The 15,524-nt window shown below is 53.4% G+C and carries 15 protein-coding genes and 1 pseudogene; 13 read left to right on the top strand and 3 right to left on the bottom strand.

Annotated features, from left to right (window positions below; genetic code table 11):
* The first annotated feature begins 5 nt into the window (after window positions 1-5).
* The 10 genes from C7W93_RS23765 to C7W93_RS23720 all read left to right on the top strand — a co-directional run bounded on the left by C7W93_RS23765 (window position 6) and on the right by C7W93_RS23720 (window position 10,412).
* Window positions 6-1,532 (top strand): 3-hydroxyacyl-CoA dehydrogenase, encoded by a 1,527-nt coding sequence (locus C7W93_RS23765; RefSeq protein WP_108442811.1) that lies wholly within the window; start codon window positions 6-8, stop codon window positions 1,530-1,532.
* Window positions 1,529-2,314: an enoyl-CoA hydratase-related protein gene (locus C7W93_RS23760; RefSeq protein ID WP_108442810.1), complete on the top strand. Its 786-nt coding sequence runs from the start codon at window positions 1,529-1,531 to the stop codon at window positions 2,312-2,314. Before C7W93_RS23765 ends, C7W93_RS23760 begins: the two co-directional genes overlap by 4 nt.
* Before the next feature lie 192 nt (window positions 2,315-2,506).
* Complete coding sequence (locus tag C7W93_RS23755; protein WP_108442925.1) at window positions 2,507-3,253, top strand: GntR family transcriptional regulator; 747 nt, start codon at window positions 2,507-2,509, stop codon at window positions 3,251-3,253.
* A gap of 42 nt (window positions 3,254-3,295) precedes the next feature.
* Window positions 3,296-3,916: a glutathione S-transferase family protein gene (locus C7W93_RS23750; RefSeq protein WP_108442809.1), complete on the top strand. Its 621-nt coding sequence runs from the start codon at window positions 3,296-3,298 to the stop codon at window positions 3,914-3,916.
* Between the two features lie 85 nt (window positions 3,917-4,001).
* Entirely contained in the window at window positions 4,002-5,222 is a 1,221-nt protein-coding gene (locus C7W93_RS23745) for a CaiB/BaiF CoA-transferase family protein (RefSeq protein WP_108442808.1), read from the top strand.
* Between the two features lie 18 nt (window positions 5,223-5,240).
* Entirely contained in the window at window positions 5,241-5,891 is a 651-nt protein-coding gene (locus C7W93_RS23740) for a carboxymuconolactone decarboxylase family protein (RefSeq protein WP_225870022.1), read from the top strand.
* On the top strand, window positions 5,888-6,832 hold the full coding sequence (locus C7W93_RS23735; protein WP_108442807.1) for an amidohydrolase: 945 nt from the start codon (window positions 5,888-5,890) through the stop codon (window positions 6,830-6,832). The genes C7W93_RS23740 and C7W93_RS23735 overlap by 4 nt, the downstream gene beginning before the upstream one ends.
* A 333-nt stretch (window positions 6,833-7,165) precedes the next feature.
* Window positions 7,166-8,227, top strand: a complete 1,062-nt coding sequence (locus C7W93_RS23730) for a porin (RefSeq protein WP_225870021.1) — start codon at window positions 7,166-7,168, stop codon at window positions 8,225-8,227.
* A 123-nt stretch (window positions 8,228-8,350) separates the two neighbouring features.
* Window positions 8,351-9,139: an enoyl-CoA hydratase/isomerase family protein gene (locus tag C7W93_RS23725; protein ID WP_108442806.1), complete on the top strand. Its 789-nt coding sequence runs from the start codon at window positions 8,351-8,353 to the stop codon at window positions 9,137-9,139.
* Between the two features lie 415 nt (window positions 9,140-9,554).
* Entirely contained in the window at window positions 9,555-10,412 is an 858-nt protein-coding gene (locus C7W93_RS23720) for a hypothetical protein (protein ID WP_108442923.1), read from the top strand.
* Between the two features lie 123 nt (window positions 10,413-10,535).
* On the opposite strand, the gene C7W93_RS23715 is transcribed toward C7W93_RS23720, so the two are convergent.
* Window positions 10,536-11,066 carry an isochorismatase family protein gene (locus tag C7W93_RS23715; protein WP_108442805.1) on the bottom strand — a complete coding sequence of 177 codons (531 nt, stop codon included), beginning with the start codon at window positions 11,064-11,066 and terminating at the stop codon, window positions 10,536-10,538.
* A gap of 153 nt (window positions 11,067-11,219) precedes the next feature.
* On the opposite strand from C7W93_RS23715, the pseudogene C7W93_RS23710 reads away from it, so the two are divergent.
* The 3 genes and pseudogenes from C7W93_RS23710 (at window position 11,220) to C7W93_RS23700 (ending at window position 13,958) form a co-directional block, all read left to right on the top strand.
* Window positions 11,220-11,889 (top strand): annotated as a pseudogene (locus C7W93_RS23710) (glutathione S-transferase).
* 320 nt (window positions 11,890-12,209) lie between these two features.
* Complete coding sequence (locus C7W93_RS23705; protein WP_108442804.1) at window positions 12,210-13,703, top strand: AMP nucleosidase; 1,494 nt, start codon at window positions 12,210-12,212, stop codon at window positions 13,701-13,703.
* Window positions 13,704-13,733: 30 nt separating this feature from the next.
* Window positions 13,734-13,958 carry a DUF1653 domain-containing protein gene (locus C7W93_RS23700; protein WP_108442803.1) on the top strand — a complete coding sequence of 75 codons (225 nt, stop codon included), beginning with the start codon at window positions 13,734-13,736 and terminating at the stop codon, window positions 13,956-13,958.
* A 59-nt stretch (window positions 13,959-14,017) separates the two neighbouring features.
* On the opposite strand, the gene C7W93_RS23695 is transcribed toward C7W93_RS23700, so the two are convergent.
* Together C7W93_RS23695 and C7W93_RS23690 are read right to left on the bottom strand one after the other, a co-directional pair.
* Window positions 14,018-15,232, bottom strand: a complete 1,215-nt coding sequence (locus tag C7W93_RS23695; RefSeq protein WP_108442802.1) for a YbfB/YjiJ family MFS transporter — start codon at window positions 15,230-15,232, stop codon at window positions 14,018-14,020.
* Entirely contained in the window at window positions 15,232-15,435 is a 204-nt protein-coding gene (locus C7W93_RS23690; RefSeq protein WP_108442801.1) for a 2-hydroxymuconate tautomerase family protein, read from the bottom strand. The genes C7W93_RS23695 and C7W93_RS23690 overlap by 1 nt, the downstream gene beginning before the upstream one ends.
* Window positions 15,436-15,524: the final 89 nt, after the last annotated feature.

Genomic DNA, 15,524 nt, shown 5'->3' with positions numbered 1-15,524 from the left:
ATTCTATGACTGCGTTAAGTACAAAGGTGTTGATCGGCGTCATCGGTGCCGGAGCAATGGGCAGCGGTATTGCGCAAGTTGCGTTGAATGCGGGGCACCGTGTGGTGCTGCACGACGCGGCTTCGGCGGCGCTGGAACGCGGCGTGGATTCGATCCGCGCTGCGTATAGTCGACTATTGGCAAAAGGCAAGATAAGCACGGCGCAGCATGATGACCGGCTGGCAAGATTGACTAGCGATGTGGACATCGCCTCGCTTGCCGAAGCGGGTCTGGTGATCGAGGCGATTGTTGAAAACATCGACATAAAAACCGCTGTGCTAATCAAGCTCGAAGCGCTGCTGGCCGCAGATGCAATTATTGCGACAAATACATCGTCGTTGTCGGTGACGGCGATTGCTGCACGGTTGCAACGCCCGGAACGCGTGATCGGCATGCATTTCTTTAATCCTGCGCCGATTCTGCCGCTGGTCGAGGTGGTAAGCGGCAAGGTGACTAGTCAAGATGTGGTTGCTACTATTTTTGCGACTGCGCAGGCCTGGAAAAAGATCGCGGTGCATTGCAAGTCAACACCGGGCTTTATCGTCAATCGGGTTGCGCGCCCTTTTTATGGCGAAGCATTGCGGCTGTTGGCGGAGGGTGCTGCCGATGCGGCGACGCTGGATGCTGTGCTGCGAGAATCCGGTGGCTTTCGGATGGGCGCATTCGAGTTGATGGACATGATTGGTCATGACGTTAATTATGCGGTGACGCAATCGGTGTATGACGCGCTGTTTCAAGATCCCCGCTATAAGCCGTCGTTGTTGCAAAAGGATCTGGTGGACGCCGGATGGCTAGGCAAAAAGACCGGGCGTGGATTTTATCAATACGCTGAACCTTTGGTCGCGCCTGCCGTGCAAATAACGGCCAGCGCTGCTGTGCCGTCAACGGTGATTGTGGAGGGCGATCTGGGACCGGCAGAAAAACTCGTTGCGTTAGCCGAGCAAGCTGGACTGACTGTGACACGCACCGACGGCGTGGGAATCTTGCGGATAGATGGTGTGGCGGTCGCGTTGACGGATGGTCGCAGCGCCACCGAACGCGCAAATGATTTAGCGCCGGTGCAGGTGTTGTTTGACCTTGCGCTGGATTATGACACTGCAACGCTGGTGGCGATCGCCAAAGCAGATCAGGCATCCGACCATGCGTTGGCGGTTGCTGCCGGTTTCTTTCAAAAACTCGGCAAAAAGGTCGTTGTGCTGGATGATGCGCCGGGCCTGATTGTGATGCGTACGGTAGCGATGCTGTGCAATGAAGCTGCCGAGATGGTGCAGCAAGCAATTGCTACGACTGAGGCTGTGGATCTGGCGATGGTCAACGGCGTGAATTATCCGCGTGGGCCACTGGCATGGGGCGATGCGATTGGCCTGACTTGCATTCGCAATGTGATTCAAAATTTAGCAATTAGTTACGGTGAAGATCGCTACCGGGTTGCACCATTGTTACGTCGCATGACGGCTGCGAATCGTACATTTTATGCGGAGCGTGCACGATGACTATCGCAACTGACCAGTTTGTAAATTGTGAAGAAGTCGCGTCCGGCGTCAACGTGGTGACCATCAATCGACCTGAACGCCGTAATGCGCTGAATCTGGCGGTTAAGCAGCAACTGACAACGGCCATCGAAAAATTGAGTGCCGATGCTCAGGTACGGGTCATTGTTCTGACGGGTGCCGGGGGCTATTTTGTAGCAGGCACGGACATCGCAGAAATGGCCGGCATGACGCCGACTTCGCATACTTTGCTGGCAACGGATCGGGTTTTTAATGTCATGCGCCAAAGCGGTAAAGTATTGATTGCCGCCGTCGAAGGTTATGCACTGGGCGGCGGGTGTGAACTGGCGCTGACGTGTGACCTGATTATTGCGGGAGAAACGGCAAAGTTAGGTCAGCCCGAAATCTGTGTCGGCATTATGCCGGGCGCTGGTGCGACGCAACGACTGGTGCGCACCATCGGTAAATATCAGGCGCTGCGTCTGCTGTTGACGGGGGAACCGGTGACCGCTGGCGTGGCTTTTGCCATGGGCATGGTATCGGAAGTGGTAGCGGACGGTGGCGCGTTGACGCAGGCGATTACGTTGGCAAAAAAGATCGCCAGCATGCCGCCATTAGCCGTGCGCGCCATTAAAGAAGTCGTGCAGCAGGGTCATGATGTGCCGTTGGAGACAGCTTTGTTGCTGGAGCGCAAGGCGTTTCAGTTGTTGTTTGATACGCAAGATCAGAAAGAAGGTATGCAGGCGTTTCTGGAGAAGCGGAAACCGGTGTTTCAAGGCCATTGAACTGTTTTATGGCGATTTCAAGGCAATAAAAGTGCGGCAGAATCGGCGGCTAACATTATTTTTTAAAGGATGAAGTCAAAAGACTAGGTTATCGATTGATTGAAGGATACTGTTGCTATATTGTTTTGGTCGCCGGATTTATTTGGCCGCCTGAAATGCACGGTACATGATCGAATAAGGCTTTTGATGAAAATGAATAATGTAAAGACCAGTGTCGCTATCGATTTCAGCCGTAGTGCGGTATCGCGTTATGTGCAATTGGCAAGCCTGTTCCGGCATCGGGTTGAGTCGGGAGAATGGCCGCTTGATGCGCAGATACCGACTGTGGACGATCTCGCGCAGGAATGCAATGTGGCGCGCGCCACTGTGCGGCAGGCGCTGGATTTGCTGGAAGAAGAGAAGCTGATTGCGCGTTATCGGGCGAAAGGGACTTTTGTTATTGGCAAGCCGCAGGAACAGTTTTGGTGCGAAGTGGCGACCGACTGGTCGGGCCAGCTGATCGCGCCGGATGGTGTGACGATTGAGATTTTGACCGCGAAAGAACGTTTGTCGCCTTCGCCGGTAGAGCCGCCAATTGGTGAGATGGCGGCAGGATATCAGCACTGGCGACGGCGTCACTGGCGTAACGGCAAGCCGTATTACCTGGGCGATGTGTATATCGACGAAAGGGTGTGCGCACGCATTCCGAAGAAGTCCTTTGAGACTAAAACGTCGATGCGGATTTTGCGGGATTTGCCGGGGCTGGAGATTGCGGAAGCGCACCAAACATTGACGTTGGGTTCGGCCGATCCGCAGATTGCCGATCTGTTGCAAATACCGCTGAATGCGCCAATTGCGTATGTCACGCGCGCGGCAGTGGATCAAAGCGGCTGCGTTGTATTCGTGGGGAAGGGTATTTATCGGGGTGATGTGATTCGCCTGGATATCAGACTGAAGTAACGGTGCATGCCGTTACTTGTCATTAATCGATAAGGGAACGGTATGAAATTACATTGGTCTCCACGGTCGCCTTTTGTGCGAAAAGTGGTCATTTTGTTGCAAGAAACAGGTCAGCAGGACAAGGTTGACTATGTGCGTTCGGTGGCCGCGCTTGCCGAGCCCAACGCAGCTTTGATGCTAGACAATCCGCTGAGCCAGATTCCTGCTCTGGTCCTCAGTTCGGGCGAGGTTTTATACGATTCGCCTGTCATTTGCGAATATCTCGATACCCTGCATCAGGGCCCCTCCTTTTTCCCTAAAGATGGCGCGGTGCGCTGGCTGGCATTGCGCCGTCAGGCGCTGGGCGACGGCATGTTGTCGATTCTATTGCTTTGGCGGCAAGAGCGCATGAAAACCGCGCAACAGCAACTACCTTCCTGGTTAGCTGCTTTCGAGACCAAAATGAACGCTTCATTGGATCGCCTTGAGCAAGAGGCGACTGCGCTGGCCGACGGCCATTTCGATATCGGTCACGTCACGATCGGCTGCACATTGTCCTATCTCGATTATCGATTTGCCGACATTGATTGGCGCGCTGCCCGACCGCAGCTTGCTGTCTGGCATCAGGAATTTTGTCGCCGCCCGTCAGTGATGGCGACCATGCCCGACGACGCATCTGCATAACGCGTCTGCCTGTCATCAATGACCGTATCGCTGCGGCTTGGTCAATTTAATCAATTCAGTTAATTCAGTTCGTCAGGAGTGTTTCATGTCAGGTCCGCTTTCGCATATAAAAGTCTTGGATTTAAGCCGGATTCTTGCTGGCCCATGGTCTGGGCAGGTGTTGGCTGATCTGGGTGCCGATGTCATTAAAGTCGAGCGGCCGCTGGTCGGCGACGATACTCGCAGTTGGGGGCCGCCGTTCTTGAACGACAGCGAGGGAAAACCAACGCGTGAATCGGGTTATTACCTGTCTGCCAACCGCGGCAAGCGTTCCGTGACGGTTGATCTGAACACCGCCGATGGTCAGCACATTATTCGCACATTGGCGGCAAAGTCAGACATTCTGCTAGAGAATTATAAGGTCGGCACGCTGGCTAAATTCGGCTTGGGTTACGCTGAGTTAAAGGCGCTCAATCCTGGCCTTATTTATTGTTCGGTCACAGGCTTTGGGCAAACCGGCCCGAAAGCGGAACATGCGGCTTACGACTTTATGATCCAGGCCATGGGTGGATTGATGAGCGTCACTGGCGAGCGCGATGATTTACCCGGCGGTGGACCGCAGAAGGTCGGCGTACCGATTGTGGATTTGATGACCGGCATGTACACCTCAGTTGCTGTACTGGCGGCGCTGGCGCGCCGGGCGCAAACCGGACTGGGAGATTACATCGATATCGGGATGCTGGATGTGATGGTCGGATCGATTGCGAATCAGGGCATGAATTATCTGGTCTCTGGCAAGACGCCCAAACGTGCAGGTAACAAACATCCGAATATTCAGCCGCAAGATGTGTTCGCCTGCGCGGATGGGCATATCGTGTTGGTGGTCGGCAACGATGGGCAGTTTGCTAAGTTCTGTCAGGTGATCGATCGTCCGGACTGGGTGAACGATGAACGCTTCGCCAGCAACAGCGCACGGGTGCGTAATCAACAGAGTTTGTTGCCGATGATTGCCGACATATTGCAGCAGAAATCGATGACGGTTTGGGCTGGTCTTTTGGATCAAGCGGGCGTGCCGAGCAGCCCTATCAATACCATTCCTCAAGTGCTGGAAGATGAGCAGGTCAAGCATCGCGAAATGCTGATCCAGATACCGCACCCGACTGCCGGATCGGTCCCGCAGCTTCGCAGCCCGATGCGTTTTAGTGAAGCCGCTTTAACATTTGACCGCGCGCCGCCGTTGCTGGGACAGCACACCAATGAAGTGTTGTCGGAGCTGGGCTTTGATCAGCAACAGATTGCCTCATGGGCTGGCGCAGGCACTATTTAATTTGATCGGATGCAGTTTATGTCACGTATTTCCTTCCCCACCCCAGAGACTATGAATGCCGAACAGCGGCAGGTCTACGATGCGATTGTCAGCGGGCCGCGGGCCCGGCTGGTCGGCCCTTTGCGCGCTGCGCTGCATAATCCAGAACTTGCCGACCGCTGGCAAAAGATGGGCGCGTTGCTGCGATTTGGGACCAGTATTCCACCACGGCTGAGCGAGTTGGCGATTCTTGTTACAGCAAGGCGCTGGAACAGTCAGATTGAATGGTATATCCATGCCACCGCAGCGCAAGTGGCTGGTCTTCCGGACGCCGTCATTGAAGCGATTCGGGTCGCTGCGAAGCCGGTTTTTAATGATGCCGATGATGCTGCCATTTATGAGTTTGCGCGTCAGTTGCAGCAGACCGGCACGGTGTCTGAGAACGTTTATCAAGAGGTGTTGCGTGTGCACAAAGAAGCCGGGGTAGTCGAGATCGCGGCCATCATCGGTTATTACTCGATGGTGTCGATGACCTTGAACGCGCACGAAATTCCGATGCCCGATGAAGGAGCGATTCCGCCGCTGTCGGTTGTCAACCATGAACCCGCAGGCGAACTGCCGGGCGCACCGTTATTGACTGAGATGCCCGCAGGCATGTTTGTCGCGATTACGGAACCAGGGGCAGTATGACTTCCAACGCGTCCTCTGCTCAACAGTTAGCAAGCGTCGATCCGGTGATGCCGAGCGCGCCCAAAACTGCACTTCCAACGAACGCTTGCGATGCACATGCGCATGTCTTCGGGCCCTACGACGAATTTCCGCTGACGGAAGTCGCCAGCTATCCGCCACCGCTGGCACCTGCTGCGCTTTACGCAGAAATGTTGAGCACACTCGGCGCGACGCGTGGCGTGCTGGTGCAGCCTGCGCCGTACGGTACTGATGCCCGGCCGATGCTGGATGCGCTGCGCCGTAATGACGGACGTGTGCGCGGGATTGCAGTGGCTACTGCGGATACTAGTGAAGCGGCGTTGCAGCATTTGTTTGATGAAGGTATTCGCGGTTTGCGGTTTGTCGAAATGCGCGATCCGCAAGGCAATCCATACAAGGGTAGTGTCGGCGTCGAACAACTTAAATTGCTGGCACCGGTGATGAAAAAAATCGGCCTGCATGCACAGCTTTGGGCTTCTTGCGACGACTATGCACGCATCCTGCCAGAGCTTGTGCCGCTAGGACTGACGCTGGTACTAGACCATATGGCCTGCGTTAAAGTAGAGCGCGGCATCGATGATCCCTCCTTTAAGTCTTTGTTGGTGTGGCTGGAAAAGGGTGCGATATGGATCAAATTATCGGTTTGCCGTGTTTCTCGCGCTGCACCGACCTATGCCGATCTGCGGCCTTTCCATGACGCATTGGTGGCAACCAATAGCAGTCGTTTGCTGTGGGGTTCCGACTGGCCGTTTGTGCGTATGGGAGAGCAGTCGCCGGATGTGGGTGACTTGCTGGATTTGTTCTATGCATGGGTGCCGGACCCGGCCAGACGTCAACAGATTCTGGTGGATAATCCGGCGCTGCTTTATGGATTTTCTGATGCAGGTAAAGACGATAGCAGCCCGGATAGCGCTGGCGCGTAATACTACTATCAATCGCTATCGGCGCTAAAAATATCGCTTCCCAGCGTCCAGCTAAGGATGCCGGAAGATGCCGTGAAGAGCGCGTTTATCTATAACTGATTGAGCCGCTGATGCTGCCTCGCAGCCTGTCGGGTGGCCCTTGCCGACTTTTATATCTACGTAACTTCCTCATCAATTGGACTGCGCTTTTTAAGCGCCGCGGCTGCTTTGCAACAACGGTTATCGTCTTCGTCGCAACTTACTATTTTTTTCTTGACAGTTGTTTTTGCAGAGCCTACAGTTCGCCTTAGGACAATAGGTCATATAATTGACCTTTATAACAAGGAGACGTTCGTGAATAAAAGATTTTTGGTACTTGCAGTCATGGGAGCATTTTCTGAAGTTGCTTACGCCCAAACCAGCGTCAACATTTATGGCATTGTTGATTCAGGGATTGTGCATGAGTCGGGCGGCGCAGCCGGTTCTGTGAATAAACTCACCAGCGGCATTGAGTCTGGCTCACGATTGGGCTTCCGTGGCACTGAAGATCTTGGTTCCGGTCTTTCTGCAATATTTGTTTTAGAAACCGGTTTTCAAGCCGATACCGGCGCGCTGGGGCAAGGCGGTTTGCTCTTCGGGCGGCAAGCCTACGTCGGACTGAATGGCAGCTTTGGCGCAATGACGATGGGTCGGCAATATACCCCTAATTACATCACTATGACGACGGTCGGCGATCCCTTTGCGGCAGGCCTTGCGGGTGTGTTTTCGAATGTCATGGCAACCTCTGGCGCGCGGATGAATAATGCCGTTAAATACGTCTCGCCCAAATTCAATGGGTTCAATGGCGAGTTGGTTTATGGCTTTGGCGAGGTCGCTGGTACGACGGCCGCATCGCGTGCGATCGGTGGCGCAATTGCTTATGCTTCAGGGCTGCTTAACGTGCGCCTTGCTTACCATAATCGAAACAACGATACCGACACAGTTAAGGGACTGGCCGCTGCCAGAAATACGGTGTTGGCTGCGAATTACGATTTCGGAATGATCAAGGCGTTTGCTGCATATGGCATTAATCAGGGGCCAAACAGTTCTCCGTTATCCAACGTGAATGCTTACGGCTCCGCCGTTGCACCAAAATCATCTACCGATAGCCGCGATTTTTTGTTGGGCGCGACGATTCCGATTGGCGTGGGAAAGGTGATCGTGTCGTATATTCATAAAGATGACAAAACCAGATTCAATCAGGATGCAACCCAACTCGCGCTTGGCTACACCTATTCATTGTCGAAGCGTACCGATCTTTATACATCGTATGCGCGCATCAATAATAAGAATGGCGCAGGATATACAGTCGGTAGCGCCATTGAAACCGGCTCTGGCAATAGCGCTGTGAATCTCGGCGTGCGACATACTTTCTAAGAAGTTGTTGGCGTCAGGAAATGCGTGTGCAGGCAGCGATGCCTGACGTTGCATTTTCAGATTTTAGCTATCAAAAAACCTTCCCCTCAGGCGACCGTGTTCGTCGCATACAAGAGAGTCATCATGGTCGATTTCACGCAACATTTCACACAACTTAATGTAGTCATTGATGGGCATATCGCCATCCTTACGCTGAACAACCCGCCGGTCAATGCGCTTACGCGTGTGTTGAACGATGAATTGACTATGGCGCTGGATGCTATTTCAGAAACCGATGATATCCGGGTCGTCGTGCTGACCGCGGCTGGCAAGATTTTTTGTGCCGGTGCCGATCTCAAGGGGCGTGCCGAAAACATCAAAGTTGCTGGCGATCTGATGGCGCATTCGCGTCGCACACGTGAATGTTTTCATGCCATCCGTGAGTGCGCAAAGCCGGTGATTGTGGCGATCAATGGCGCGGCGCTTGGTTCTGGACTGGCAATGGTGGCTTCCGCCGATATTCTGGTGGCGTCAGAGACCGCGTCGCTGGGTTTGCCAGAGGTTGACGTGGGATTACTGGGCGGTTGTCGTCATGCGATGCGCTTATTCGGTCATTCCAGGCTGCGCCGGATGGCATTGACGGGATATCGGGTTGGGGCGGAAGAGTTGTATCGGTTGGGGATTGTTGAAGCTTGTACTTCGGCTGAAGAGTTGATGCCGACTGCCATGGCGATAGCGACCGCAATTGCCTCAAAAAGCCCGATATCGACGCGGATGGGCAAGCATACGTTGAACGTCATCGAGGATATGAGTCTGCGCGATGGCTATCGTTATGAGCAGGATATGACTGCGGCGATCGGCAAAACAGACGACGCCAAAGAGGCGCAGCTTGCCTTTAAGGAAAAACGTAAGCCGGTGTTCAAAGGGTCTTAATGGTGGGAGCGTGACCGTTCCGTCATCGCCCTATTTAATCTGGACCTGCCGACTTAGCGTTGATGCAGGTCTTTATCGTTATCGAAAGCATCGCTGGTTCTTGATGCAGCGGTTACATTTTTCCGCACACGCTTTTATCCTTCGGCTTTTCGCATCCCCCTTCAAATCTTGAAAAAGCGTATAAATAGGCACTGCGGTGATATTTATCTTTTCTTTTTAGCAATTTCAATGTCTTTTACATACTAAACTGGCCGACTTTCTTACGTTTTGTAATTTAGCGTGAAGAATTTTGGGAGATTGTTTAAAATCCGTTTTTCGGATTGATTTAATCGCCTCGGACAACCCCAGTATTCAGTTAAATGCAGTCAAGACCCAGTGCGGTCTGACACTCATCGGTAAAATGCGTAAAAAAACAATGCAATTCAGCAATTCGCTGTCAGCACGTAAACGGCGCAGGACAGCGATTGGTATTGCCCTTTCGGTTTTACTGCATGTGGGTCTGTTTGCGCTGATCTGGAGTCAGGTGGATGAGGTGCCGCCGTTGGTGAGCGCCAATCAACCTGCAGCGCCGTTGCAGGTGACATTTTTGACGCCGCCGAAGACGCCTTCGACCGCGATCACCGTGCCGCCACCTAAAGCGCCAACACCGCCGCCGAAGCAGGTTGTTCGTCCTAAAGCGGCGACGCAGCCAAAAGTGGCAGTGCGCCGTCCTGCTAAACCGACGACTACGGCGCGCCTGAGCCCTGCGCCTTCACCAATACAGGCAACGCCGCCCGCCGAACAAATCAAGCCAGCGCCGCCACAGATGGATATGAGCACGATGCTGAACGCGGCGCGGGATCGTCGCCGTGCTGAAGCGGAAGCCGAAGGGCGGCCTGATCCGGATCCGGGCGCACCGGTCGCCAGCAACGCGCCTGCCGATAATGCGGTTGCCGTGTCGAATATCCAGTTTTTGACACAGCGTAGCCAAGGCGGCGGCGGGGTGTTTCAGATTCTGAATAAAGGACCGCGGATTGCGCAGTACGCGTTTCGCGGATGGGGCGCGACCAACCGTGAAAATCGACGTCAGGTGATTAACGTGGATGCCGGTGTGGATGGTGATATCAACGCCGCCATTGTGAAGAGTATGATCGCGCTAATTCGCAAGCGTTATCCGGGCGACTTTAAGTGGGATTCGCAACGTCTGGGGCGTTTGGTAGAGCTTTCGGCGCGTGAAACCGATGGTCCGGCGTTACAGGCATTTTTGATGCGCGAGTTTTTTGGCGGGTCTTAATTGGCTTGGTTTGATTGCTTGGTTCGGTTGCTTAATTTCATTGCTTAATTCCATTGCTGAGGACGCTGCGATCTCTGGTTGCAGCGTCCGAATCAGCCTCACGCTAATGTGAGCAGCCTGACGTTACTTGATCAAATGCAATATCTCGCGAAAAGCCGGATGTTCGCTAGATTTGACCCATTCGTAAGCCACCATTTCCACTGTTACTAATTGTGCGCCCGCTTGTTGCAGCCGCGCCAGCGCGGTTTCGCGGTCGCTTGCGCGGCGTGAGCCGACGGCATCAACCACCACGCGCACCATATAATCGTGGGCCAATAATCCTAATGCCGTTTGCAACATGCAAATATGCGCTTCGCAACCGGCGATGATGATTTGCCCGCGATTGTGCGGTAATGCGTCTAGTAAACCATCAGCGCAGGCATTGAAATGCACTTTGCTGACGGTTTTTTCGCATAATTGTTTGATTGCGGCTTCGTTGCCGCCCAGCTTGGCGGGGCTTTGTTCGGTCCCGATAATCGGTACGCTGAGGAGTTTGGCGATGTGGCCCAGACGTACCGCTTGGGCGACTACGGTCTCACCCTGATGGATCGCGGGCATTAACCTGGATTGAAAATCGACTAGCAGTAGGGTTGATTTTTCGGCATCTATTAACATGGTGTCTCCTTTTATGCCTGAGTGCCCGGTTCAGGCGCGCAGATGTTGTTGTCTTAGTGTTGCAGCGATGGCTTGCCTATGAAAGGTCATTCCAATGCATAATCGGTTGCTATATCGGCTCCCTTTGCGATCAACTCACCGGAATTGCTGACTATGATTACTGTGCACCATCTGAATAATTCGCGCTCGCAGCGTGTGTTGTGGTTGCTGGAAGAGCTGGGTCTGGAATACGAGGTGAAGCGTTATCAGCGCGATCCAAAAACCATGCTGGCACCGCCATCATTGCGCGCCATACATCCCTTGGGTAAATCGCCGGTAATTACCGATGGCGATAATACCGAGGCCGAATCGGGCGCGATTATCGAGTATCTGCTGGCGCAATATGGCGACGGACGATTGCAACCTGCCGCCGGTGGAAAAGACCGTCAGCGCTATACTTACTGGCTTCATTATGCAGAAGGTTCTGCGATGCCGGCACTGGTAATGAAATTGATTTGGACGGCTTCCGCGTCCGCCGATGCCTGCATTTCTGCGTCCGTTCGCGCGTTTGATTTCGGGCGGCGTGCAGAAAAAATATCTTGATCCGCAAATTGAAACGCATTTGAATTTCATGGAGGCTGAACTCGCTAAAAGTATCTGGTTTGACGGTGACGATTTCAGCGCAGCGGATATCCAGATGAGTTTTCCGCTTGAAGCGGCCCAGCAACGCGCCGGTCTGGATAAAGGTCGGCCGAATCTGATGGCGTATTTGCAGCGTATTCACGCACGGCCCGCGTATTTGCGGGCGATTGAGCGTGGCGGTCAGTATGACTTCATGCAATAAATTTGCGGAATTGTCAGGTTATTTTTAGCTGCTGAAATTGATCCGAAGGTCTACAGCGATGCTACGGCATCGCTTTTTTTAATTGCCGCTGCTGTTTTGTATCAAAGTACAGCCTGTTTTTGCGCAATAGCATGGTTGGTCGCATGCAGTCATGCCAACGTCACATTAATTCTGTCAGATGATGCTGTCAGATTATCCACAATCCCAGTAGAATAAAAATACATTGATCCAGCTGCGCCGTGCGGCCTGAACGCTGTGCAGACGGGATTAGATTTTATTTTCCTTTCATTTGGCCCTGTTCACCTATCTACGGAGAAGCAATGTTCCCAATTGAAAAATTTACCGATCCGCAAGCCGCCGTCGAGCGCGTGTGTGCCATCTACGACCATAACACCGCATTATTGCGCGACGCTTTTAAACGTTTTTCCAGCGGTGAAATTTTGCCGGGCCGGGTCCGTGCCTGCTATCCGTTTGTGCGAATTACGACTGAATTTAATACCCGTGCCGATACCCGACAATCGTTCGGTTTTGTCGCCGGGCCGGGCGTGTATCAGACTACGCTGACGCGTCCGGCGTTATTCACCAATTATCTGGTCAGCCAGTTCAAACTGTTGCGCGACAATCATGACGTGCCGCTGGAAATTGGGGTGAGTGAATTGCCGATTCCGGTACATTTCGCTTTCTCGGAAGGGATTCATGTCGAGGGCAATCTCGACCCAGAACATTTGCGTCATCTGCCGGATGTATTTGATTTGCCCGATCTGGCGTCGATGGATGATCGGATTGTCAACGGTACTTATCAGGAGCAGCCGGGCGAGCCGCATCCGCTGGCATTGTTTACCGGGCCGCGAATTGATTATTCGCTGCATCGTTTAAAACATTACACCGCGACTTCGCCGGATCGTTTTCAGCGCTACGTGTTGTTTACTAACTATGCGTTTTATGTGGATGAATTTATCCGCATGGGACGCGAGTTGATGCAGCCGACGACCGATCCTGAACAATTGGCGTATCGTCAGCAATACACTGCTTTTGTCGAGCCGGGCGATTTGACGACTTGGAACGCGAATCTGGATGACTTGCCCGCAGACCGCAATATTACGGGGATTGCGCCAGCACGGCAGCCGCAAATGCCTGCTTATCATTTGCAGCGCACCGACGGCACAGGGATTACGTTAATTAACATCGGCGTTGGCCCATCTAACGCCAAAACGATCACTGATCACGTTGCTGTTTTACGTCCGCATGGCTGGATTATGTTGGGGCATTGCGCGGGTTTGGCGGCGTCGCAACGGATGGGCGATTATGTGTTGGCGCATGCGTATGTGCGCGACGATCATGTGCTGGATGACGATTTGCCGCTGTGGGTGCCGATTCCGGCGTTGGCTGAGGTGCAGCTGGCCTTGCAGGACGCCGTGGCAAATATCACGCAGTTGGAAGGGTATGAGTTGAAGCGGATCATGCGTACCGGGACCGTGGCATCGGTCGATGATCGTAACTGGGAACTGCGCGATCATCGAGTGCCATTGCTGCGTTTTAATCAAAGCCGCAGCATTGCGCTGGATATGGAAAGCGCGACTGTTGCCGCTAATGGTTTCCGTTTCCGGGTACCGTATGGCACGTTGTTATGCGTGTCTGATAAACCGTTGCATGGTGAAATAAAATTGCCGGGGATGGCAAATCGGTTTTATGAACAACGGGTAAATCAGCATCTGAAAATAGGCATCAAAGCGCTCGAACTCTTGCGCAATCAGGGCGTCGAACAATTACACAGTCGCAAGCTGCGTAGCTTTAGCGAACCGGCATTCCGCTAATCGGATATTGTTTTTTGAAGGAAATAGTACATGCAGTATCGACACTTTAAAGGCGGCATTTACGATTTTATTTGCGAGGCGACGCTGGAGTCCGATCCGACGGTGACGATGATTGTTTATCGCGCCGCCAATGGTTCAATCTGGACTCGACCGAGTAATGTTTTTTTTGAGCAAGTTGAATACGAAGGAAAAATGACGCAGCGGTTTGTGCCGCTTAATTCGGCGGAAGAAAGCGCAGTTGAATCGGAAAAATAACGACGTCGAAGAAATCTGAAAGATAAAAATCCTGGCAAGAAATTCTTGCCAGGATTTTTTTATGCTGCTGCGCGTTGCGGCTTTTTTACCCGCCAAACCATAGCGCCGAATAAGCCTGCACCGGCCAACAGCATCACTGCGGCGATGCAGAGCGACGCTGTAAAAGAACCTGTGCGTTTCACCAGATAGGTCGCGAGCGGCGGGCCGATAATTTGTCCGATGCCGTAAGCGGCTGTCAGTAAGCCCATCAGACTGCGGGCGTGATCGCCGTATAAGCGCCGTGCGTCGCGCATCGCAAATAAGGTAATCGCGGTGAATGGCAAACCGATCAAGATAGAGCCTAGCGCAAATCCCAGGATGTTCGGCAACGCGATGCTGATCAACACACCCGCGGCTTGCAGTAGATAGCAAATCGCCAGCAATAGACGGTTGTCCCAGCGTGTCGGAATTCTGGTAGCCAACAACGCGCCGAGTGCGATGCAAAGGCCGAATATCGGCCAGAATAAATCCGGCCAATGCGAGTGCGGCAGCGCTTGTCGTGCAATAACCGGCAAAAAGGTGGCGGTGATGATGTAGCCAAATCCGGCGACAGCGTAGCCTAGCGTGAGTCCTTGCGTCTGACGTCTTATTTGCAGCGGTTCGAGTTTATGGGTGCTGCTGGCGATCGGACCTGAGACGCTGGATGGGCCAGAAAATGTACGCCATACGATCGCGCTAAGCAGAAACGCCAGACCGCCAAAGAGTAGCCAGCCTTGTGCCGCAGACCAGTTGTGCTCGACCATTGTGGCGGTCGGCAGACCTGTCAGCAAAATGCCTAAACCCGGACCGCAGTAAATAATCCCGCCCAACGCGGGCGCGTGCAGTTGCGTTAAACGTTGCAAACACCAGCCCGAGGCAAACACAAATACCATCGCGCTGGCAATGCCTGCCAGCGTGCGCAATACGACTAAAAGCCATAGCGCGGGCGCATAAGATAACCCCATGCCTAGCGTGAGCAGCACCGTCGCGCTCAGACCCATTTTGATGAAAAAAGTCGGGCGGCCGCGTAATACCATGCCGAGTAGCGCCCCGATAAAATAGCCTAGATAATTTGCCGTCGCTAGCCAGCCGCCAGCGTTGAGATCGACCACGCCATCGTGCAACATCATCGGTAGCAAGGGGGTGAACGCAAAGCGCCCGATACCCATTGCGACTGCCAGCACTAGCGCGCCGCAGATAGCGACTTGCCAGGCTTCGCGGCGCATGGCGGCGGGTGTGCCGGGATTAATGGGCATTATTTGCCGTCACGCCGTCGCACGGTGACACTTTCGCCGCCGATTCCCCAGTTGTCGGTATCGACTTCATCAATGACGACAACAGTCGTTTGTGGATTTTTGCCGAGTATGTCGACCAGTAACTGGGTTACGCCGCTGATCAAAGCAGATTTTTGTTCCGTGGTCGCGCCTTCGCGGGTGATTTTGATATTGACATAGGGCATGTTGGTTCTCCGGAGTAGGTCGTTGCGGCGGATAAGGAGTCTTATCTTACATGCACCGATAGCTTATTAAAAATGAATAATTAACATCT

The organism is Glaciimonas sp. PCH181, assembly GCF_003056055.1.
In the GTDB taxonomy this organism is placed as follows: domain Bacteria; phylum Pseudomonadota; class Gammaproteobacteria; order Burkholderiales; family Burkholderiaceae_D; genus Glaciimonas.
Note: the sequence above shows the minus strand (reverse complement) of the source record. Positions and strands in the feature narration are given on the sequence as shown.